This window comes from Streptomyces sp. NPDC003038, assembly GCF_040611115.1.
GTDB lineage: Bacteria > Actinomycetota > Actinomycetes > Streptomycetales > Streptomycetaceae > Streptomyces.
Genome location: NZ_JBEXNN010000010.1, coordinates 60269 through 81981 on the forward strand (window position 1 = coordinate 60269; position 21713 = coordinate 81981).

Here is a 21713-nt window from a genome sequence, read left to right on the forward strand (position 1 = left end):
CGATGAGGTGCTACGTGAGGTGTTAAGGGGAATCCTAGGGGCCCGGGCGGCGTGTCATCGAGTCATTCCATGTTTGATCTGGACAATGACACCCCTTTTGAGTGGCAAGGCGGCAGAATGCTAGTCACTCGTTCGCCTGAACCTCCATCAGGGGCACACATCCTTCACACTGACTAGCCTTCTGACGTTTTACCACCCGAACGAGTGGAACCCGCTGTCGCGCCGGCCTTCACGCCCCCCGCGCCCTGGCCGCCGACCGTGGGCTTCGTGCCGCCCGAGGGCGCCTCGAATGATTCCAACGCCTCAAGAACGTCCTGGACACGGGAGATCTCCGCCTGGATGTCCTCGCGCCGGCGCACCAGAACCTCCAGTTCACGACGGCCCTCCTCGACGAGCCGTTCGGCCTCCGACCGGGCCTGCGCCAGCGTGCCCTCGGCCTCCCGTACCAGCTCGGCCTTCTTCTGCTCGGCCTCCTTCAGGAGCGCCTCCGCCTTGCGCACGGCGGCGATGCGCACCTTGCCCGCCTCGCTGCTCGCGTCCGACACCAGGGCCTTGGCCTTCGCCTCGGCCTCGACGCTCTGCTCGGTCGCCGCCCGTACGAGCTTGTCCACGCGCTCGCCGGCCGACTTCATCTGCTCGGCCGACTCCCGGCGGGCCCGCTCGTGCAGCTCCTCGACCTCCGCCTCGACGCGACCGCGCAGCTCCTCCGCCCGCTCCCTTATGGCGGACGCGTCCCTACGCGCCCCGACCAGCAGCCCGTCCGCGTCCGTGCGGGCCTTCTCCACCAGGGAGTTGCCCTCGACGGTCGCCTCGGACGTGATCCGGGCGGCCTCCTTGCGGGCCGCGTCGACCATCGCGTCGGCCTGCTCCTCGGCCGCCGTGGTGGCGGCCAGGGCCTGCTTCTGCGCGTCCGCGGTGAGCTTGTCCGCTTCCGCCGAGGCCTCCGTGATGAGCCGGTCGACCTGCTCCGCCGCCTCGCTGCGGCGCTTGTTGGCCTCCTCGCGGGCTTCGTCCAGCAGCCGCTCGGACTCCGTACGGGCCTCGGCGCGCATGCGCTCCGCCGCGGTCGCCGCCTCCGCCTTGACGCGCTCGGCCTCCGACCGGGTGCGGGTCGCGTGTTCCTGCGCCGAGGACAGGGCCTCCGTCGCCTCCGCGCGCAGCCGCTCGGCCTCGTTCGCCGCCTCGCCGACCGTGCGCTCGTTGTCCTTGCGGGTCCGCTCGGTGAGCTTGTCCGCCTCCGACGCGGCCTCGGTGATGAGCCGGTCGGCCTGCTCGGCGGCGTCGGAGCGCAGCCGGTGGGCCTCGGCGCGCGCCTCGTCGAGGGTCTGCTCGGCCTCCCGCTCGGCACTCGCCAGGGTCTCGTTCGCCGCGACCGTGACCCGGTCCGCCTCCGCGGTGGCCTCGCCGATGATCCGGCCGCCCTCCGCGCGGGCGTCGTCCAGGGTCCGCGCCGCGTCCGTGCGCAGCCGCTCGGCCTCCGCCGCGGCCTCGCCGACCGTGAGTTCGTTGGCCGCGCGGGTCTCGTCGATCAGCCGGTCGCCCTCGGCACGGGAGTCGACCAGGATCCTCGCGGCGTCCCGCTCGGCCGCCGCGAGCGTGTCGGCCGCCTGCGCGGTGAGCCGCTCCGCCTTCGCGGTCGCCTCGCCGACCGTGGCGGCATTGGCCGCGCGGGTCTCCTCGGTGAGCCTGTCCGCCTCGGAGGCCGCCTCGGTGATGAGGCGGTCGGCCTGCTCGGCGGCGTCGCTCCGCAGCCGGTTGGCCTCGGCGCGCGCCTCGTCCAGCGTGTTCGCCGCCTCGGCGCGGGTCGCGTCGGCCGCGGCCACCGCCTCCGCGGTGATCCGCTCCGCCTCGGCGGTGGCCTCGCCGACCAGGGCCGCATTCGCCGCCAGGGTCTCCGCGGTGAGCCGCTCGGCCTCCGCCGTCGCCTCGGCGACGATCCGCGCGGCCTCGGCGCGGGACGACTCCAGCGCCTCCGCCGCCTCGCCGCGGATGCGGTTCGCGTCGTCCCGGGCATCCGCCCGGGTCCGGGCCGCGTCCCGCTCGGACGCCGCCAGGGCGTCCGTGGCCTCGGTGCGCACCCGCTGCGCGTACTCGGCGGTGTCGCTGCGCAGCTGCTCCGCCTCGGCGATCGCGTCGCCGACCGTGCGCTCGGCCAGGGCCTTCGCCGCGTCCGTCTCGGTGCGTGCCTCGCTGCGGACCCGGTTGGCGTCCTCGGTGGCCCGCTCGCGTTCCGCGTGGGCGTCCGCGCGGACCCGCTGGGCCTCTTCCTCGGCCTCCGTCCTCGTACGCTGCGCCGCGTGCTCGGCGGCGCTGCGCAGCCCGGCGACCTCCTCCTCGGCCTGTTCGTGCAGCCCGGCGACGGAGTCCCGTACCTGCTGGGCGGTGGCCTCCGCCGCCGTGACCAGCTCCGACGCGCGCCGCTCCGCCTCCTCGGTCAGGCGGGCCGCCTCGGCCTGCGCCTCCTCCGAGCGCTTGCGGGCCGCCGCCAGCAGTTCCTCGCTCTGCTCGCGGGCCTGCGCCCGCTCGTTCTCCGCGTCCGTCCGGGCCGACGCCAGGGTCTCCTCGGACTCCCGGCGGCGCCGGGCGGCCTCCTCCTGCGCGGCGGCCAGCGCCTCCGCGGCCTCCGCGGCGATCCGCTCGCCCGCGGCCTTCGCCTCCGCGCGCAGCCGGTCCGCGGTCTCCTGCGCCTCCGAGCGCACCCGCTCCGCTTCGGCCTCGGCCTCGCTGCGCAGCCGTACGGCGACCTGCTCGGCCTCCGCGCGCACCCGGCCGGCGTCGTCCGCCGCGTCGTGGCGCAGCTGGTCGGCCTCCGTCTCCGACTGTGCCTGGAGGCTGCGGATCCGCTCAGCCGACTCGGCCCGCAGCCGGTCGGTCTCCTCGGTGGTCTCCCGGCGGATGTTCTCCGCCGCCGCGCGGGCGTCGCGCAGCGTCTGCTCGGCCGTGCTGAGCCGGCCCTCGGCGTCCGTGTGCAGCCGTACGAGCTCCTCGTCGGCCTCCGCCCGCTTCGCGGCCAGTGCCTGCTCGGTCTCCTCGCGGCGCGCGCGGGCCGCCGCTTCCGCCTCGGCCCGGACGGCTTCCGCCTGCTCCGCCGCCTCGGCGCGCAGCCGCTCCGCCTCGGCGCGGGTCCGCTCCAGGGTCTCCTCGGCCTGCTTGCGCAGCGTGGTCGCCCGCTCGACGGCCTCGGCGCGGACCCGCTCGCTCTCGGCGGTCGCCCCGCTCCGCAGCTCGTCCGCGTCCGCCTTCGCCTTGCCGAGGAGCTCCTCGGCGGTCCGGGCCGCCTCCTCGATCTGCTGGACGGCCTCGCGGCGTGCTTCGCCGCGGATCCGCTCGCCTTCGGCGACGGCCTCCGCGCGCAGCTGCTCGGCCTCGCCGCGCAGCCGCCGGGCCTCCTCCTGGAGTTCGACGGTGCGGGCCCGGTACTCCTCGGTGTCGTCCTTCGCGGCGCCCTTGAGCTCATCGGCCGTGGCCGCCGCCTGGGCGCGCAGCCGTTCCGCCTCGGCCTCGGCCTCGCGGCGGATCCGCTCCGCCTCCTCGGACGCGGCCCGGGTGGTGGCCCGGGCGTCCTCCGAGGCCTTGTTCAGTACGTCCTCCGCCGTGCGGGCCGCCTTCGCCAGCTGCGCCGCCGTGTCCTCGGCCGCGGCCGTACGGGCCTGCTCGCCCGCCTCGATCCGCAGCCGCTCGGCCTCCGCAAGGGAGTCGGCCAGCGCCTGCTCGGCCTCCGCCTTGAGCGCCTCGGCCTCCTTGGTGGCCTCGCCGACCAGCCGGGCGACCTGCTCCTTGGCGGTACGGGTGCGCTGCTCGTTCACGGACTCCGCGGAGGCCAGCTGCCGGGCGGCGCTCTCCTTGGCCTCCGCGAGCAGCTTCTCGGCCGCCGCTCGGGCCTCGCGCAGTGTGCTGTCGGCCTCCTGCACGCGGGACTCGGCCGCGCGGCCGAGGTCGAGGGTCTGCTGGCGGGTCTGCTCGGCCTCCGCGGACGTGGTGGAGCGCAGCCGCTCCGCGTGCTCGCTGGCCTCCTGCACCTGCGCGGAGGCGGCGGTCAGCAGTCGCTCGGCCTCCTTGCGGGCGCGCAGCAGGGTGGCCTCGGCCTCGGCGCGGGAGGCCTCCGCCTCGGAGGTCAGCCGGCGGCGGGCCTCCTCGGCGAGCCGGGCGGCCTCGGCCCGGGCGGCGTTCAGGGCCTGCTCGGCCTCGGCACGGGACTCGTCCATGAGCCTGCGGGCCTGGGACTCCGTACGGGCGCGCAGCTGCTCGGCCCAGGCCACGTTCTCGTTGACGTGGGCCTCGACGGTCTGGCGGCGCTCGTTGAGCTCCTGGTCCAGGCGCTGGCGCCGGTTGACGGCCTCGGCGTGCAGTTCGGCCTGCAGGCGCGCCTGGTGCTCGGCGTGCTCCTGCAGGATGCGCTGGGTCTGTGCCCGGGCGTCGCGCAGCTCCCGCTCGGCGTCGGAGCGCATCTGGTCGGCCTGGATCTGGGCATTGCGGAGCAGCTGCTCCGCCTGGTAGCCCATGTCCGCGCCGTCGTAGGCGGGCCGGGACGCCAGGCTGCGGCGTACCTCATGGAGCTTGGCGCGCAGCACCTCGACCTGGTATCCCAGGTCCTCGGCGTGCTGGACGGCCTTCCCGCGCTCCTTCTTCAGCCGCTCCATCTCGGCTTCGAAGCGCGAGAGGTGGTCGGCCTCGGCCTGATGGCTCTCCTGGCTTTCGTAGCCCCGCACAGCGCGGTCCCATCCGTCCCCTGGTCGCAAGCTCATTCCCAAATGAGCACCGTCCGCCCGCTGAACGGCACCCCCGGGGGAATGGTGTCAGATACCGGGGCAGGGGTCACAGGCCCCGACCCCGTCTCCGCACCGAACCCCGGCCGAGCCATGGCCACTCTACCGGCCGGGGAATGGCGACATCAGTGCTGTGGGTTGGCCGTGACCAGTTCGGTGAGGACTCCGTGGCAGTCCTTGGGATGGAGGAAGGTGATCGAAGAGCCCATCGAGCCCGTGCGGGGCTCGTCGTAGAGGACGCGGACGCCCTTGCCGCGGATGGCCTCCGAGTCGCCCTGGACGTCCTCGGTGCCGAAAGCGATGTGGTGGACCCCCTCGCCGTTCTTGGCCAGCCACTTGCCCACCGCCGAGTCCTCGCGGGTGGGCTCCAGGAGCTGGAGGTAGGAGGCGCCGCCGTCGGACGTCTCGTTGATCTTCAACATGGCCTCGCGGACGCCCTGCTCCTCGTTGATCTCGGAGTGGAACACCTCGAAGCCGTACGTGGCACGGTAGAACTCGACGGTCTTGTCGAGGTCGAAGCAGGCGATCCCGATGTGGTCGATCCTTGTCAGCATGGGACCAGTGGACCGCTGAGGAGGCCGTGACGCAACGTGCGCGCGATCACACCGGCGGCCCGGTGACCGTGGCCGTACCGCTCAGTACATTGACGTAAACCCTCGTTCACTCCTCATCCAAGGGGCTGTGCCTCATGTCCGGATCGAACAACACCACTTCAGTGATCGTCGCCGGGGCCCGCACGCCCATGGGGCGACTGCTTGGCTCGCTGAAGTCCTTCTCGGGTGCCGACCTCGGCGGCTTCGCCATCAAGTCCGCGCTGGACCGGGCCGGAATCTCCGGCGACCAGGTGCAGTACGTGATCATGGGCCAGGTCCTCCAGGCCGGCACGGGCCAGATCCCCGCCCGCCAGGCGGCGGTCAAGGCCGGCATTCCGATGAACGTGCCCGCCCTGACCATCAACAAGGTGTGCCTGTCGGGTCTGGACGCGATCGCGCTGGCCGACCAGCTGATCCGCGCCGGCGAGTTCGACATCGTGGTCGCGGGCGGTCAGGAGTCCATGACCAACGCCCCGCACCTGATGCCGAAGTCGCGCGAGGGCTTCAAGTTCGGCGCCATCGGCATGCTCGACGCCATGGCGCACGACGGCCTCACCGACCCCTTCGAGAGCATCGCGATGGGCGAGTCCACGGAGAAGCACAACGCCCGCCTGGGCATCGACCGCGCCCCGCAGGACGAATTCGCCGCCGCCTCGCACCAGCGGGCCGCGGCCGCGCAGAAGAACGGCGTCTTCGAGGCCGAGATCACCCCGGTCGAGATTCCGCAGCGCAAGGGCGAACCGGTGGTCTTCGCGCTGGACGAGGGCATCCGTCCGGAGACCACGGTGGAGTCCCTCGGGAAGCTGCGGCCCGCCTTCGCGAAGGAGGGCACCATCACCGCCGGTACCTCCTCCCAGATCAGCGACGGCGCGGCCGCCGTGGTCGTGATGAGCAAGGCCAGGGCCGAGGAGCTGGGCCTGGAGTGGATCGCGGAGATCGGCGCCCACGGCAACGTGGCGGGCCCCGACAACTCCCTCCAGTCGCAGCCCTCCAACGCGATCCGGCACGCCCTGGAGAAGGAGGGCCTGGACGTCGCCGACCTCGACCTCATCGAGATCAACGAGGCCTTCGCGGCGGTGGCCGTGCAGTCAATGAAGGACCTCGGGGTGACCCCGGAAAAGGTGAACGTCAACGGCGGCGCCATTGCCCTGGGACACCCGATCGGCATGTCCGGCGCCCGCGTGGTGCTGCACTTGGCGCTGGAGCTGAAGCGCCGCGGCGGCGGGGTCGGCGCGGCCGGGCTGTGCGGTGGCGGCGGGCAGGGTGACGCGCTGATCGTGCGCGTGCCCCGCGTCAAGGCCTAGTACCCCTCTTTACCCGTACGAGAACCGAGGAGCGCAGCACGTATGACGGTGGACGTCCCCACGCTGGTGGCGCAGGCCCGTGAAGGCCGACCGCGGGCCGTGGCCCGCTTGATCTCACTGGTCGAGGGGGCGTCCCCGCAGCTGCGCGAGGTGATGGCCGCCCTGGCCCCGCTGACGGGCGGCGCGTACGTCGTGGGTCTGACGGGGTCCCCGGGCGTCGGGAAGTCCACGTCCACCTCGGCGCTGGTGTCGGCCTACCGCAAGGCGGGCAAGCGGGTCGGCGTCCTCGCCGTCGACCCGTCCTCGCCCTTCTCGGGCGGGGCGCTGCTCGGTGACCGGGTGCGGATGTCGGACCACGCGTCGGACCCGGGTGTCTACATCCGGTCCATGGCCACCCGGGGCCACCTGGGCGGGCTGGCGTGGTCCGCGCCGCAGGCGATCCGGGTCCTGGACGCGGCCGGCTGCGAGGTGATCCTGGTCGAGACGGTCGGGGTCGGGCAGTCGGAGGTGGAGATCGCCTCGCAGGCCGACACCTCGGTGGTGCTGCTGGCACCCGGGATGGGTGACGGGATCCAGGCCGCCAAGGCGGGCATCCTGGAGATCGGTGACGTGTACGTGGTGAACAAGGCGGACCGGGACGGCGCTGACGCCACCGCCCGCGAGCTGAACCATATGCTGGGCCTGGGGGAGTCCCGGGGAGCCGGTGACTGGCGGCCGCCGATCGTGAAGACGGTCGCCGCCCGGGGTGAGGGCATCGACGAGCTGGTCGAGGCGCTGGAGAAGCACCGGGCGTGGATGGACGAGCGCGGAGTGCTGGCGCAGCGGCGTGCGGCGCGGGCGGCGCGGGAGGTGGAGACCATCGCGATCACGGCCCTGCGGGCCCGGCTCGCGGACGTGCACGGCGACGCGCACCTGAACGCGCTGGCCGCGCGGGTGGCGGCCGGTGAGCTGGACCCGTACGCGGCCGCCGACGCGCTGCTGGAGACCCTGACCGAGGCCTGACCGGGGCCTGACCGCGCGGCTGGGCCCCGAGCCGCGGGCCCCGCGCGTCGCCCGCGGGGGCCGGGCGGTCCTCGCCCCCGGTCCGGCGGGGGCGCGCGCCGAGGCTCAGACCTTGCCGCGGTTGTCGCGCAGGTGGTCCGCGACCGGTGTCAGCGAGGCGCGCAGCTGGGCCAGCGCCTCCGGCGTCAGCAGGTCGATGAAGTGCCGGCGGACGGACGCCACGTGGTGCGGGGCGACCCTGCGCATCAGCTCCATGCCCTCGTCCGTGAGGACCGCGTACAGGCCGCGGCGGTCGGACTCGCAGTTCACGCGCTGGACCAGGCCCGCCGTTTCCATGCGCGTGATCTGGTGGGACAGGCGGCTCTTGGACTGCAGGGTCGCGGTCGCGAGGTCGCTCATCCGCATCCGGTGTTCCTCGGACTCGGAGAGGTTCACCAGGATCTCGTAGTCGTTGTTGGTGAGTCCGAAGGGCTGGAGATCCTTTTCCAGCTGGTGCATCAGCAGCCTGCTGACGTCCAGGTGGGTGCGCCAGGCGCACTGTTCGGCGTCGGTCAGCCAGGGGGCCGCCCCGGACGGAGTCGGGGGGCGGGTGGCTGTCTCGGTCTCCATGGTCTCCATGAATGAATTCTACCTAAAAAGTTGAATTGCGTACAAGATTCGGACGGCCGGGTCAGTCACAATCCGAAGCGCCGCTGGAGATCACCCAGCTGCCCCGGCATCCGCGGCACGCCCGACTGTCCCGGCGAACTCTGGGCCTGATGCCCGGCGCCGCCGCCCGGAATGCCGGGCTCCGCGCCGACCACGCCCACCGCCTGCTCCGCCATCAGCATTTCCGACGACTGCAGCAGGACCGTCCCCGCGCCGACGAACTCGAACTGGTGCTCCTCCCCCGAGGCGCCGCCCATGCCGGTCAGCGAGCGCAGCCCGCCCATCACGCCCGACATGTATCCGTGGTCGTAGTGGTGGCACGGGGAGGGGCAGTCCGCCCAGCCCACCAGCGCCTGCGGGTCCACCCGCAGCGGCGGCTCCATGAACACCACCGGTCCGTTGGACGCGGCCACGAACTTGCCGGTTCCGATCAGGGTCAGAAAACCCGGGACGATCGACTGCTTCAGCGCCAGGGTGGGCTGGTACGCGAGCAGATTGCCCGACCGGATCGTCAGGTTCCCGTTCTCCAGGTCGTACGAGTTCACGTCGAAGGCCCGGTCGGCGAGCAGCATCTTGCCCTGCCCCTCGGCCACCACCCAGTCACTCGCGTGCAGCGGCGAATGGAAGCTGGTGCGCAGCAGCCGGTCGAAGCGGCCGTTGCCGATGCCGTTGAACTCGATGCTCCCGTAGTACGAGATCATCTTGCCCTTCTGCAGGAACCACTGGTTTCCCTTGAGCTCCACGCAGAAGGTGTACGCGTTCACGTTGTCGTCGGAGGGCAGCGTGAACGGGTCGAAGACCGTCGGGCCGCCGGGGCCGCCGGTCACGGGGCCGAAGTTCACAGTTTCTCCTCCGAAGCCTGTACGTACACCGCGCCCTGGCCGGACAGCTCCAGCTGGAACGCCTCGCCCGAGCCGCGCCCCACCATGTCGCGCCAGCCGAGCGCGGTGGAGAGCTTGTTGCGGACCTCGCCGTGGTGGGCGACGTACGCCTGCGGGTCGACATGGACCGGGCGCTGGGGGGTGACGGGAAGCTCGATGACCCCGCCGTGGGCCATCACGGCGACCGAGCCGTGGCCCTTGAGCGTGGTGGTGAACAGGCCCTGGCCCGTCACCTGGCCGCGCACCATGCCCATGACGCCGCCCTGGGAGCCCATGAACATCGTGCCCTGCTGGAGGGTGCCGTCGAAGGCGAGGAGCCGGTCGGCCTCGACGTAGAGCGTCTCGCCGGTCAGGTTGATCACCTGGATGTGGTAGCCGCCGTTGCCGAACAACACCGTGCCGCTGCCTTCGACGGTCATCAGCGGGGTCTGCTCGTTCGCCACCCGGCGGCCGATCATGCCCATGACCCCGCCCTGGCCGCCGGTCAGGCTCGGGGTGAAGGAGACCTCGCCGCGGTAGGCGAGCATCGCCCCGCGCTGGCTGTACATCTTCTGCCCCGGGACGACCTGGGCCTCGACCATCTTCGAATTGATCTCGCGGAAGGGCATCAGACGTCACCCCCGATGGTGTTGCGCTCGCTGGGCTGCACGTAGACCAGGCCCTCGCCCTCGAAGCGGATCTGGAAGGCCTCGCCGGAGCCCTCGCCGATCAGCGTGCGGAAGTTCACGCCGGACTGGAAGGACTGCTGGAGGTTGCCGGTGTGCGCGATGTACGCACCCGGGTCGACGGAGAGCGGGTACTGGGCGCTGACCCGCAGCACCACCGCCGGACCGTCGGACACGAGCGCCGCCTGGCCCGAGCCCTCGACGGTCGTGGTGAACAGGCCGTTGCCCGTCGAGGCGCCGCGCAGACCGGTGAAGGTGGTGCCGGTGCGCAGGCCGGCGTCGGTGCACAGCAGATTGCTGGACTCGACGTAGAGCTTCTCGCCCCGGAGCTGGACCAGGTTGATCTCGCTGGCGCGGTCGGCGAAGAAGCAGGTGCCGTGCCCCTGCACTTCCATCACGGTCATCTGCTCGCCGGTCAGCCGCCGGGTCACCATGCCCCGGAGGCCTTCACCGCCGCCGGACATCTTCTTGAAGGCCATCTGGCCGTCGTACGCGACCATGGAGCCGTTCTTCGCTTTCACGGCATCCCCGGTCAGGTCGACGGCGAGCACCTTGCTGCCTTGGAGTCGGAACTGAGCCACGGGATGACGTTATCGGCAGCGGGCGAGTGCGAACAGGGCCCAGTGGCGGATATCCGCCACACTCGGACGGTCCGGACAGGGACCCGGGTCAAGATCCAGCAAAGCGGCTGAGACACTGGAACCGACCCCCGGCCTCCATCCCGAAGGTTCCACGTGGACATCAAGACCGCCTCCGCCCTGCACCGGCTGCGCCTCATCTCCGTCCCGGAGGCGCTGTCGTTCCCGGCCCTGCTGATCTTCGGCTCGCTGCTGAGCCGGGTCTCGGACATCGACTACCTGATGATGCCGCTCGGCATCCTGCACGGGGTCCTGTTCCTCATCTACGCGGTCTTCCTGCTGGATGTCTGGAACCGGGCGAAGTGGCCGGTCAAGAAGGTCGCGCTGTTCTTCGTGCTCGCGCTGCTGCCCTTCGGCGGCCTGTACGGCGACAAGCTGCTCAAGCGCGACGAGGCCGACAGCGTGATAGCGGCCCGCGCCCGTGAGGCGGCCGACGCGTGATCATCGCCTTCTCCGTGACCCCGCTCGGGGTCGGCGAAGAGGTCGGGGAGTACGTCGCCGACGCGGTCCGGGTCGTGCGCGAGTCCGGGCTGCCGAACCGGACCGACGCGATGTTCACGACCGTCGAGGGCGAGTGGGACGAGGTGATGGACGTGGTCAAGCGCGCGGTGGCCGCCGTCGAGGCGCGAGCGCCCCGGGTCTCCTTCATTCTCAAGGCCGACATCCGTCCCGGCGTCAGCGACGGGATGACCTCGAAGGTCGAGACGGTGGAGCGCCACCTCGCCGAGGGCTGAGCCTCCCCTTCCGAAAGCGCCCCCGCCCTGCCCGGCCGGGGCGCTTTCGCGTGCCTACGGCGGGGCGCCGGTCGTGAGGGCGATGGCCACGGGCGTGCGTTCGTACAGGATCCGGTGGCCGTGGCGGGCCGAGATGAGCAGGCCCGCCGCATGGAGGACCCGTAGGTGCGCCGAGACCGTGGAGGGGGCCAGGCCCAGGCGGTGGGCGAGAGCCGTGGTGGAGGCGGGCTCGTGCAGCGCGCACAGCACATCGGCCCGGGCGCGGCCCAGGAGTCGGGCCAGCGCCTGCGGAGCCGGATCCGCCGAGGCCGTCCACAGGGCGCCGATGCCCCGCGCCGGGTACACGAGCGTCGGCTGCCACGGCGGGTCGTAGCCGCCGACCACCTCCGGCCAGACGAACGCGCTCGGCATCAGCAGCAGCCCCTGACCGCCGAGTGAGCGGTCGTGGTGGTGCGGCCGGTGGAGGGTGAGGGTGTCCGTCTCCCCGTACCACCGCAGATCCGGATGGAGCCCGTCGAACAGGGCCTCCAGGCCGCCCGCGGCCAGCCGCCGCGAGTGGAACACGATGTCGGCCTCCAGGAGCGCCCGCAGCCGGGGCCAGTACGGGGCGATCAGCGCGTGCCAGGCCGCCTCCATCAGATCGGCCAACTCCCTTACGGCGCGCGCCGGATCGGCGAGCAACCGCTGCCCGATCTCGCTCTCCAGGGCGCCCGGGGTGCAGATCAGCGACCGCCGCAGATCCTCGTGCGCCGCCTGTGGGTCGGCGCCGCGCACCCGCGCCAGCTCCTCCTCGAACGTGACCGACGGACCGATCGGCGGCGGGCTGAGGAAGTCCGGATTGTGCCCGGCACGGGGCATCAGCAGCCACAGGGGCCGCAGATCCAGCCCCTCGGCAGCGGTGCGGGCCTGCCGTAGCCAGGGCAGGTGATAGGCCTGCCGGCCGGGCCGGAGCAGGGCCCGCACCGCCTCCTGCGTCTCCCAGCGGGGGGAGATCGAGAACCGGCACCGGAGCAGGTCGCCGGGGCCGAAGCGGAAGTGGAACCCCATCAGCGCCCCCCTTTCAGGGCCGTCCGGACCCGATTCCGGACCCGATTCCGGACCCGATTCCGGACCCGACTCCGGGCCTGGGATCCGGGCCTGAGCTACGGGCCTGAGCTACGGGCCTGACTTTCGGACCTGCGCATTCGGATCTGAGCCTGTGGAACTGGGAATCCGGACCGGAGATTCGGGCTGGGACGAATCTCTACGGTCGGCAGCGTAACCTCGCCAAGCTGCCGAGCATGGCACCCGTCACCCAGACCACGGCCGGCTCAAGCCCCGCCGGCTACCGCACCGTCTTCCGGATCAAGGAGTTCCGGACGGTCTTCGCCGCACACCTCCTCTCCGTGCTCGGCATCGTCGTCGCCGAGATCGCGCTCACCGTCCTCGTCTACCGCGCCACCGGCTCGCCGCTGATGAGCGCGCTCACCTTCGCCCTCGGCTTCCTCCCGTACGCCCTCGGCGGGACCCTGCTCGCCGGGATCGCCGACCGCCACCCCGCCCGGCGGGTGCTCGTCGGGTGCGATCTCGTCTGCGCGGCCTGCGCGGTGGGCATGCTGTGGCCGGGTACTCCGGTCGCCGTGCTCCTCGTACTGCGCTGCGCCATGGCTTTCGTGGCGCCGCTCTTCCAGGGCACGCGCAGTGCCTCCCTCGCCGACATCCTCGGCGCCGGGGACGCCTTCGTCCTCGGCCGCTCGCTGCTGCGCGTGGTCGCCCAGAGCGCCCTGCTGACCGGCTTCGGCCTGGGTGGGCTGCTGCTCACCGTCCTCGCGCCGCGCGGGGCCATCGCCCTCACCGCCGCCGGATTCCTCGGTTCGGCGCTCCTGCTGCGCCTCGGCACCCGCAGCCGCCCCGCCCGTGCGGGCGCCCGACAGGGCTCTCGCGCCCTGGCGCCCCTGGCCGGCCTGCGCGCCGTCCTGGGGGAGCGCCGGCGCCGCGTGCTCACCCTGCTGTTCTGGCTGCCGCCCGTCTTCGTCGTCGCCCCGGAGGTGCTGCTCGTCCCGTACGCCGACGGCATCGGAGCGGGCACCGCCGCCCTCGGACTGCTGATGTGCGCGATGCCCGCCGGAGTCATCGTCGGTGAGCTCTGGGCCGGCTCCGCGCTCACCGCCCGTACGCGCTCGCGGATCGTGGCCCCGCTCGCCGCCGTCGGCCTGCTGCCGCTCCTCGCGTACGCCGTCCGGCCCGGCGTGCCCGTCGTCTTCGCCGCGCTGCTGCTCGCCGGTCTGGCCCACGCCCACACCCCCGGCCTCGACCAGTGGTACGTCGACGCCGTCCCCGAGGAGATGCGCGGCCGCGCGATGACCCTGCTCAGCACCGGCCTGATGACCCTCCAGGGCGTCGGCATGGCCCTGGCCGGCGTCGCCGCCGAATTCCTTCCCGTCCACGTGGTCGTCGCCGGGTCCGGAGCCCTGGGCACGGTGGTCGTCCTGCTGCTCCTCGCCGAACTGCGGGCCGCCGCCCCACAGAAGGAGGAGGAGGGACAGGAGCCGAAGGAGGCCGGGGAAGCCGGGGAAGCCGGGGAAGGGGAGAAGGGGCCGAAGTGTGAGACGGACCCCGCCGTCAAATGACCGCCCGGTAGGGTCTGGTGCGTGCCCAAGCCGCTCAGCCTGCCCTTCGACCCCATCGCCCGCGCCGACGAACTCTGGCGGCAGCGCTGGGGCCCCGTGCCCTCGATGGCCGCCATCACCTCGATCATGCGGGCGCACCAGATCCTGCTCGGCGAGGTCGACGCGGTGGTCAAGCCGTACGGACTCACCTTCGCGCGGTACGAGGCGCTGGTGCTGCTCACCTTCTCCAAGGCCGGCGAGCTGCCGATGTCGAAGATCGGCGAGAGGCTCATGGTCCACCCGACGTCGGTGACGAACACCGTGGACCGGCTGGTGACCTCGGGGCTCGTCGCCAAGCGCCCGAACCCGAACGACGGCCGCGGCACGCTCGCCTCGATCACCGACAAGGGCCGCGAGGTGGTGGAGGCGGCGACCCGCGACCTGATGGAGATGGACTTCGGGCTGGGCGCGTACGACCCGGAGGAGTGTGCCGAGATCTTCGCGATGCTGCGCCCGCTGCGGGTGGCCGCCGGGGACTTCGAGGAGCGGTAGCCCGCCCGAAGATCGCCCGTTGCGTCCGGTTACGCTCGATGCCATGAAGTCCAATGTGCTGACCCGGTACCGGGTGCTGGCGTACATCACCGCCGTATGGCTGCTCGTGTTCACCGCCGCGATCATCGCGAGCCGCGGCTTCGGCATCGGCGACACCATGGTGATCTCCCAGATCCACGGCGTGCTGTTCATCGTCTACGTCCTCTTCGCCTTCGATCTCGGCTCCAAGGCGAAGTGGCCGTTCGGCAAGCTGCTCTGGGTGCTGGCTGCGGGCTGCATCCCGTTCGCCTCGTTCTTCGTCGAGCCGAAGGTCACCCGTGAGGCGCGGGCACTGATCGCGGAACCCCGCCCGGAGGCGGCCAAGGTGTGAACCCTGCCGCCACGGGCGCGCCCGTGGCGGTCAGCCATGGACATTTACTAGGACGTCCTAGTAAATTCAAGGGTATGGACGCTGACGCGATCGAGGAGGGCCGCCAGCGCTGGCAGGCCCGTTACGACAAGGCCCGCAAGCGCGACGCGGATTTCACCACACTCTCCGGCGATGCCGTCGATCCGGTGTACGGGCCCCGGCCCGGCGATGCGTACGAGGGATTCGAGCGCATCGGCTGGCCCGGGGAGTACCCGTACACCCGTGGTCTGCACGCCACCGGATACCGGGGGCGGACCTGGACGATCCGGCAGTTCGCCGGTTTCGGCAACGCCGAGCAGACCAATGAGCGCTACAAGATGATCCTGGCCGCCGGCGGCGGCGGGCTCTCCGTCGCCTTCGACATGCCGACCCTCATGGGGCGCGACTCCGACGACCCCCGTTCCCTCGGCGAGGTCGGGCACTGCGGGGTCGCCATCGACTCCGCCGCCGACATGGAGATCCTGTTCCAGGACATCCCCCTCGGCGACGTCACGACCTCGATGACGATCTCGGGCCCGGCCGTGCCCGTCTTCTGCATGTACCTCGTGGCCGCCGAACGTCAGGGCGTGGATCCCGCCGTGCTCAACGGCACGCTCCAGACGGACATCTTCAAGGAGTACATCGCCCAGAAGGAGTGGCTCTTCCAACCCGAGCCGCACCTGCGCCTCATCGGCGACCTGATGGAGTACTGCGCCAACGGCATCCCGGCGTACAAGCCGCTGTCGGTCTCCGGCTACCACATCCGCGAGGCCGGGGCGACGGCCGCGCAGGAGCTCGCGTACACCCTCGCCGACGGTTTCGGGTACGTGGAACTCGGCCTCTCGCGCGGGATGGACATCGACGTCTTCGCGCCCGGTCTCTCCTTCTTCTTCGACGCGCACCTCGACTTCTTCGAGGAGATCGCCAAGTTCCGCGCCGCCCGCCGGATCTGGGCGCGCTGGATGAAGGAGGTGTACGGGGCCAAGGCCGACAAGACGATGTGGCTGCGCTTCCACACCCAGACCGCCGGGGTCTCGCTGACCGCGCAGCAGCCGTACAACAACGTCGTACGCACCGCCGTCGAGGCCCTCGCTGCCGTCCTCGGCGGCACGAACTCGCTGCACACCAACGCCCTCGACGAGACCCTCGCGCTGCCGAGCGAGCAGGCGGCCGAGATCGCCCTGCGCACCCAGCAGGTGCTGATGGAGGAGACCGGCGTCGCCAATGTGGCCGACCCGCTGGGCGGTTCCTGGTACGTCGAGCAGCTCACCGACCGCATCGAGGCGGACGCCGAGAAGATCTTCGACCAGATCAAGGAGCGCGGGCTGCGCGCCCACCCGAACGGGCAGCACCCCATCGGGCCGATCACCTCGGGCATCCTGCGCGGCATCGAGGACGGCTGGTTCACCGGGGAGATCGCCGAGTCGGCCTTCCAGTACCAGCGGGCGCTGGAGAAGGGCGACAAGCGGGTCGTCGGCGTCAACGTCCACCACGGGTCGGTCACCGGGGACCTGGAGATCCTCCGGGTCAGCCACGAGGTGGAGACCGTACAGGTGCGGGAGCTGGCCGAGCGCAAGAGCCGGCGCGACGACGCGAAGGTGACGGAGGCGCTGGCCGCGATGCTGGACGCCGCCCGGGACGGCTCGAACATGATCCCCGCGATGCTGGACGCGGTGCGGGTCGAGGCCACGCTGGGCGAGATCTGCAACGTGCTGCGCGACGAATGGGGCACCTACACGGAGCCGCCCGGCTTCTAGTGCTGTGATCGGGAGCCGGGAGCCGGGAGTCGGGAGTCGGGAGTCGGGAGCCGGGCGGCGGGCGGCGGCGGGCCGGCGCCCGGCTCCGGCGCATGCACCCGGCCGCCGATGTCGAGCCGCCCGGCGGCGCCCGGCACCGTCAGCCCTCGGCCGTGCCGCGCAGCCCTCGCATCAGGAGGGCCGTGAAGGTGGCCACCCAGAGCTCGTCCACCGGCTCCGAGCTCACCAGGGCGCGGTGCACGACCGTGCCCGCGATCACGTCGAAGATCAGGTCCGTGGTGCGGTCGGCGAGGGACTCGTCCTCCTCGTACGGGAGTTCCCCCCGGGCCTGGGCCCGTTCGCGGCCCAGTACGACGAGACGTTTCTGCCGGTCCACGATCGCCGACCGGATCCGGTCGCGCAGGGCCTCGTCGCGGGTGGACTCGGCGATCACGGCCATCAGGGCCGTACGGGCCTCCGGGCGCCGTAGCAACTCGGCGAACCGCAGGATCACGTACTCCATGTCGGCTTCGAGGGAGCCCCGGTCGGGGAGTTCCAGGGAGTCGAAGAGCTCCGCGACCGCGTCCACGACCAGCTCGTTCTTGCCCGCCCAGCGCCGGTACAGGGTGGTCTTCGCGACGCCCGCCCGCGCCGACACGTCGCTCATCGTCAGCTTCGACCAGCCCAGGTCGACCAGCGCGTCCCGGGTCGCGGAGAGGATGGCGGCGTCCGCGGCGGCGCTGCGGGGGCGGCCGGTGCGGCCGGGCGCGGAGGGGGTGCCTGGGCTCGGGTTGCGCATGGCCGAGACCATACCCGCCAGTAGCGGAACCACCGGCTCCCGAATCGCTGTGGTTCAGATCACTGGGCGCCGGGGTTCGTGAGGAGTTACGCTACGGCTCGTAGCGTAAGAGCGACGACCACGCGAAGGCTACGGGCGTCAGGTGGGGACCCGGCGCCGAGGACCAATTCAAGCGATCTTTTTCGTCGACGCGCGCACACGGGGGAGGATGTACGCATGCAGCCCAGAAACATGTCCATGAGCGGCGTCGTCGACCTCGCCGCGGTGAAGGCGGCCGGCGAGGCCAAGGCCAAGGCCGAGCAGGCCCGCGCCGAAGCGGCACGGCAGGCCGGCCAAGGTGGCGAGGGTGGTGCGGGCGCGTCCCGTGCCGTGCCGCCGTCCGCACTCGTCCTCGACGTAGACGAGGCCGGATTCGAACAGGATGTTCTCCAGCTCTCCGCCGAGGTGCCGGTCGTCCTCGACTTCTGGGCCGAGTGGTGCGAGCCGTGCAAGCAGCTCAGCCCGCTCCTGGAGCGCCTGACCGTCGAGGCCAACGGCCGCCTCGTGCTGGCGAAGATCGACGTCGACGCCAACCAGCTGCTGATGCAGCAGTTCGGCATCCAGGGCATCCCGGCCGTCTTCGCCGTGGTCGCGGGCCAGGTGCTGCCGCTCTTCCAGGGCGTGGCACCCGAGCAGCAGATCCGCGAGACCCTCGCCCAGCTGGTCCAGGTCGCCGAGGAGCGCTTCGGGATCATCGGCATCGAGGTGGACGCCGCCGCCGAGGGGCAGACCGCCCCGGGCGTCGGGTCCGAGCCCGCCGCCGGTCCGTACGACGCGCTGCTCGAAGCCGCCGTCGTCGCGCTGGACGCCGGTGACCTGGGCGGCGCGGTGCAGGCGTACAAGAACGTACTCGCCGACGACCCGGGCAACACGGAGGCCAAGATGGGCCTCGCCCAGGCCGAACTGCTGACCCGCGTACGGGACATGGACCCGCAGGCGGTGCGCGCCGCGGCGGCCGAGAATCCGCGCGACCCGGCGGCGCAGATCGCCGCCGCCGACCTCGACCTGGTCGGCGGCCACGTGGAGGACGCCTTCGCGCGCCTGGTGGACACCGTGCGCGTGACGTTCGGTGACGACCGGGACGCCGTACGGCTGCGGTTGCTGGAGTTGTTCGAGGTCATCGGGGCGGACGACCCCCGGGTGACGGCGGCGCGTACGGCGCTCGCGCGGGTGCTGTTCTAGGCCTGGCCCCGTTTGCCGGTGGCAGCGCCGGCGATTTATTGACACGGAGATAAACAGCGGGCCGCGCTTTGCCAAAACTTGGCAATCGCGGCCGCTGTTACTCCCAGTAAGTCGAACCCCGTGAACTGTCCGGTGTGTTCACTCTTCCCCCGATCTGTCGTGGCCCCTGGTGACACTGTGTGTTGCTGCCCGTCGGCAGGGGGTCGTACCCCGGTTATCGGGCCGTTACCCGTCAGTAACGAACCCCCTTGTGCCCCGGCCGGGAATGCACCACGATCGGCGACGCTCGGTCCTTCCCGCGGAGCCGCTCACCCGGAGCCGCGGTGGAGGGTCCCCACCGAGCCGGCCGGTGGGCAGTGGCACCGGCCGTGGGACAGGGGGGTCTTTGCCACACCGGCAGAGCCTGTCCTCCTGGTTGCGCGAACGCGTGGCCCAGTGGTTGTCGCTCGGGGGTGATCGCCGGTGAAACGGGACGCGGCTCGGCCGCGGCTCGGCCGCCTGCGCTCCTTCCCGAGGACGTAGCACTTCTCCCATCCCAGGACGGGCACGGCCCGGACCGGAGATGTACGTCCGAGAAGGAGGAACAAGTATGAGTTCTCAGGTTCGTGGTGGGACCAGATGGAAGCGCTTCGCGCTCGTCATGGTGCCGAGCGTCGCGGCCACGGCCGCGATCGGTGTCGGCCTGGCGCAGGGTGCCCTCGCGGCGTCCTTCAGCGTCTCGGGCCAGGACTTCAAGGTCAGCGCCGAGAAGCTCGACGGTGACAATCTGATCCAGTACGGCAGCCTTGCCAAGGGGCTCGACCTCAAGACGGGCAAGGAAGTCGAGCACCCGGTCACGATCTCCGGGTTCAGCCGCGCCGAGATCACGAACATGTGCCAGTCGTTGGTCACCCCGACCCCGATCGGCCCCATCACCCTGAAGCTGCGGACCGGGCACGAGGGCACGCCGGCGGTCGCGACCAACATCTATCTGGATGTCGCCGAGCTCGACGCCGATGCCGAGTTCCGGGACCTGGACATCGGTGTCGCCGTGGGCGACGGCAGCCACACCACCAAGCCGCAGCCCGGCACGGTGGCGAACGGAGCGCTGTTCTCGCAGCGCGCCAAGAAGGCGATTCTGACGGATGTCCGTCAGAAGGCGTGGGCGACGACGGCGGGCACCTTCAAGCTGCCCGACCTCAAGCTGCGCCTGCTGAGCGGCGATCAGCCGTGCTACCAGGACATCAAGGACTGAATCCGTCCGAGTGCGTGACCGGACGGGCGGCCGGCAGACGGAAGCCGCCGCCGTACTCCGCCCGTCCGGGCTTCACAGAGTTCTCCGTACCACCGTTTCCAGGGAGCTGTTGTCCATGAACCCCCAGGCCCCGGTTCGCGCCGCAGACGACGCTTGGCTCACCGTGGTGTACTACCGCTTCCATGACTGGAGCGGTAACCGGCCCTTCTGGGCCGGTCTGTTCACGCTCCTCGGTGGTCTCCCGATCGCCTACTTCCCCTACGCCGACCTCCGGTTGGGCAACGTCACCCTCGCCATGGCGACCACGGGTGGCGCCGGCGCACTGATCATCGGCGTCCTTCTGATCACGTTGGGCCTGGCGCTCTGGTTCCAGCAGACCATCCGCGTCTTCGCCGGGGTCGCCGCGATCCTGCTGGCGCTGGTGTCCCTGCCGGTGTCGAACCTCGGCGGCTTCTTCGTGGGCTTCATCCTCGCCCTGATCGGCGGCGCACTCGCGCTGGCATGGGTACCGGGCGGTCCGGTGGAAGAGCAGACGGCCGGGGCGGACAGGGCGGAGGCGATGGCGGGCCCCCACCCCCAGCACATCCCGGGACAGCGCGACCCGGAAACGGCATACGCGAGCGAGACGACTGCCCACGCCGATGGCGGGAGGAACAGTGCGGGGTGACGAGACGCAGCCGGGCGTGGCCCCAGGCGCAGAGTCCCGTGAGAGCAAGGGACCGCGGCACGCCGCGCCCAGGAAGTCGCTGCTGAACAAGATCCAGATACCCGTCGGCAAGACGATGGCGCTGGCGGCGATGCCGACGGCCGTGTTCGTCGGGATGGGCATGGCGCCGAAGCTGGCCGTGGCCGACGACGCGGAGATCCCGTTCGCGCCCGGTCCGTGCGTGACGCGGTCCGAGGAGCCGAAGGAGTCGGCGTCGCCGACGCCCTCGAAGACGCCTTCGCCGAGTACGTCGCCCAGTGCGACTCCCTCGCCGTCCGCGTCCGCGTCCGCGTCCGTGAAGCCGAAGCCCGGTGTGAGCCCGTCGCCGACCAAGCCCGCCGGCAAGCCCGCAGAGCCCCCGGCGAAGCAGGCGGCCCCGGCCGGCACCCCGTCGGCGAGCACGTCCCCGTCGCCGGCCAAGACCACGAACCCGCTGGACCCGCTGGGCGTCGGCGACGCGCTCAAGGATCTGATCGACGGGCTCAAGCCGGGCGGGCAGCCGCCGGCCACCCCACCGCCGCCAGCCACCCCACCGCCGACCACCCCCACCCCGCCCCCTGCGCCCGCGCCCGCCACTCCCGCCCCGAGTGGCGCGAAGACGCCGGACCCGGCCGCGGACGCGATCCGTGAGGCGGCGAAGAAGGTGGGCGTCGACGTCTCGGAGCTGTCCGACGAGGTCAAGGACACCGAGAAGACCCCGAAGGACGAGACCGGCACGTCCGACAAGGACAAGCCGGGGGGAACCGAGGACGCGGACGGGAAGGAACCCTTCCCCTGCCCGACCCATGACGCGCAGGCACTGGCCGACGCCAAACTGGAACAGGGCATCCCGCTCTTGCCCGACCAGCCCTGGTACCTCGACAGTTCGCGGCTGACCCTCTACGGCCTGGACTACCACGGCATCGTCGAGGTGAAGACGGGAAGCGGCAAGACCAAGAAGGTCCTGAAGTTCACGGCGGACTCGCTGGACATCAAGGACCTCTACCAGACGGTCGGCAAGGAGGGGCACGTCGCCCACCTGAAGTCCCGTCCGGGTTCGACCTCCGAGATCCGCGGCGGCACGGTGACGATGTACACCGAGAGCCTCAAGGGCAACCTCTTCGGCCTGATCCCGATCGAGTTCACCCCGAACAGCCCGCCGCCGCTGAACGTCCCCTTCGCTTTCTTCACGGACGTGAAGGTCGTCCAGGCCGGCCAGTTCGGCGGCACCCTCACGGTCCCGGGCCTCAAGAACTACATCGGCCCGCCGGAATAGCCG

20 protein-coding genes are annotated in these 21713 nt (G+C 71.6%); 12 read left to right on the top strand and 8 right to left on the bottom strand.

Annotation, left to right across the window (positions count from 1 at the left end; all coding sequences use genetic code 11):
• Positions 1–173: 173 nt before the first annotated feature.
• Together scy and mce are read right to left on the bottom strand one after the other, a co-directional pair.
• On the bottom strand, positions 174–4709 hold the full coding sequence (gene scy / locus ABZX75_RS15400) for a polarized growth protein Scy (protein WP_355410669.1): 4536 nt from the start codon (positions 4707–4709) through the stop codon (positions 174–176).
• A gap of 182 nt (positions 4710–4891) precedes the next feature.
• Complete coding sequence (gene mce / locus ABZX75_RS15405; protein ID WP_355410670.1) at positions 4892–5320, bottom strand: methylmalonyl-CoA epimerase; 429 nt, start codon at positions 5318–5320, stop codon at positions 4892–4894.
• A gap of 134 nt (positions 5321–5454) precedes the next feature.
• On the opposite strand from mce, the gene ABZX75_RS15410 reads away from it, so the two are divergent.
• Positions 5455–6663 carry an acetyl-CoA C-acetyltransferase gene (locus ABZX75_RS15410; protein ID WP_355410671.1) on the top strand — a complete coding sequence of 403 codons (1209 nt, stop codon included), beginning with the start codon at positions 5455–5457 and terminating at the stop codon, positions 6661–6663.
• 42 nt (positions 6664–6705) lie between these two features.
• The gene (gene meaB / locus ABZX75_RS15415) at positions 6706–7665 is read left to right on the top strand and encodes a methylmalonyl Co-A mutase-associated GTPase MeaB (RefSeq protein ID WP_355410672.1); all 960 of its coding nucleotides are present in this window, start codon (positions 6706–6708) and stop codon (positions 7663–7665) included.
• A 105-nt stretch (positions 7666–7770) separates the two neighbouring features.
• On the opposite strand, the gene ABZX75_RS15420 is transcribed toward meaB, so the two are convergent.
• The 4 genes from ABZX75_RS15420 to ABZX75_RS15435 form a co-directional block, all read right to left on the bottom strand.
• Positions 7771–8274: a MarR family transcriptional regulator gene (locus ABZX75_RS15420; RefSeq protein WP_355410793.1), complete on the bottom strand. Its 504-nt coding sequence runs from the start codon at positions 8272–8274 to the stop codon at positions 7771–7773.
• Positions 8275–8339: 65 nt separating this feature from the next.
• Positions 8340–9140: an AIM24 family protein gene (locus ABZX75_RS15425; RefSeq protein ID WP_355410794.1), complete on the bottom strand. Its 801-nt coding sequence runs from the start codon at positions 9138–9140 to the stop codon at positions 8340–8342.
• 11 nt (positions 9141–9151) lie between these two features.
• Complete coding sequence (locus tag ABZX75_RS15430) at positions 9152–9802, bottom strand: AIM24 family protein (protein WP_355410673.1); 651 nt, start codon at positions 9800–9802, stop codon at positions 9152–9154.
• The gene (locus ABZX75_RS15435; protein WP_355410675.1) at positions 9802–10440 is read right to left on the bottom strand and encodes an AIM24 family protein; all 639 of its coding nucleotides are present in this window, start codon (positions 10438–10440) and stop codon (positions 9802–9804) included. The genes ABZX75_RS15430 and ABZX75_RS15435 overlap by 1 nt, the downstream gene beginning before the upstream one ends.
• A gap of 153 nt (positions 10441–10593) precedes the next feature.
• On the opposite strand from ABZX75_RS15435, the gene ABZX75_RS15440 reads away from it, so the two are divergent.
• On the top strand, positions 10594–10938 hold the full coding sequence (locus ABZX75_RS15440; RefSeq protein WP_355410676.1) for a DUF3817 domain-containing protein: 345 nt from the start codon (positions 10594–10596) through the stop codon (positions 10936–10938).
• Positions 10935–11231: an MTH1187 family thiamine-binding protein gene (locus ABZX75_RS15445; protein ID WP_355410677.1), complete on the top strand. Its 297-nt coding sequence runs from the start codon at positions 10935–10937 to the stop codon at positions 11229–11231. Before ABZX75_RS15440 ends, ABZX75_RS15445 begins: the two co-directional genes overlap by 4 nt.
• Positions 11232–11285: 54 nt before the next feature.
• Here the strand turns inward: ABZX75_RS15445 and ABZX75_RS15450 are convergent, their stop codons facing one another.
• Positions 11286–12278, bottom strand: a complete 993-nt coding sequence (locus ABZX75_RS15450) for a DUF5937 family protein (RefSeq protein WP_355410678.1) — start codon at positions 12276–12278, stop codon at positions 11286–11288.
• 233 nt (positions 12279–12511) lie between these two features.
• Between ABZX75_RS15450 and ABZX75_RS15455 the strand changes: the two genes are divergently transcribed.
• From ABZX75_RS15455 to ABZX75_RS15470, 4 genes are all read left to right on the top strand, one after another.
• Positions 12512–13840, top strand: coding sequence for an MFS transporter (locus tag ABZX75_RS15455; protein WP_355410679.1), 1329 nt, complete (start codon positions 12512–12514; stop codon positions 13838–13840).
• A 21-nt stretch (positions 13841–13861) separates the two neighbouring features.
• Entirely contained in the window at positions 13862–14371 is a 510-nt protein-coding gene (locus ABZX75_RS15460; RefSeq protein WP_355410680.1) for a MarR family transcriptional regulator, read from the top strand.
• A 43-nt stretch (positions 14372–14414) separates the two neighbouring features.
• A complete protein-coding gene (locus ABZX75_RS15465; RefSeq protein WP_355410681.1) occupies positions 14415–14741 on the top strand; it encodes a DUF3817 domain-containing protein in 327 nt (108 codons plus the stop codon).
• 74 nt (positions 14742–14815) lie between these two features.
• Complete coding sequence (locus tag ABZX75_RS15470; RefSeq protein WP_355410682.1) at positions 14816–16516, top strand: methylmalonyl-CoA mutase family protein; 1701 nt, start codon at positions 14816–14818, stop codon at positions 16514–16516.
• A gap of 139 nt (positions 16517–16655) precedes the next feature.
• On the opposite strand, the gene ABZX75_RS15475 is transcribed toward ABZX75_RS15470, so the two are convergent.
• Positions 16656–17294 carry a TetR/AcrR family transcriptional regulator gene (locus tag ABZX75_RS15475; RefSeq protein ID WP_355410683.1) on the bottom strand — a complete coding sequence of 213 codons (639 nt, stop codon included), beginning with the start codon at positions 17292–17294 and terminating at the stop codon, positions 16656–16658.
• 216 nt (positions 17295–17510) lie between these two features.
• On the opposite strand from ABZX75_RS15475, the gene ABZX75_RS15480 reads away from it, so the two are divergent.
• From ABZX75_RS15480 to ABZX75_RS15495, 4 genes are all read left to right on the top strand, one after another.
• Positions 17511–18515: a tetratricopeptide repeat protein gene (locus tag ABZX75_RS15480; RefSeq protein WP_355410684.1), complete on the top strand. Its 1005-nt coding sequence runs from the start codon at positions 17511–17513 to the stop codon at positions 18513–18515.
• Positions 18516–19104: 589 nt separating this feature from the next.
• Positions 19105–19749: a DUF6230 family protein gene (locus tag ABZX75_RS15485; protein WP_355410685.1), complete on the top strand. Its 645-nt coding sequence runs from the start codon at positions 19105–19107 to the stop codon at positions 19747–19749.
• 115 nt (positions 19750–19864) lie between these two features.
• The gene (locus tag ABZX75_RS15490) at positions 19865–20416 is read left to right on the top strand and encodes a DUF6114 domain-containing protein (protein ID WP_355410686.1); all 552 of its coding nucleotides are present in this window, start codon (positions 19865–19867) and stop codon (positions 20414–20416) included.
• Entirely contained in the window at positions 20406–21710 is a 1305-nt protein-coding gene (locus tag ABZX75_RS15495; protein WP_355410687.1) for a hypothetical protein, read from the top strand. The genes ABZX75_RS15490 and ABZX75_RS15495 overlap by 11 nt, the downstream gene beginning before the upstream one ends.
• The last annotated feature ends 3 nt before the right edge of the window (positions 21711–21713 follow it).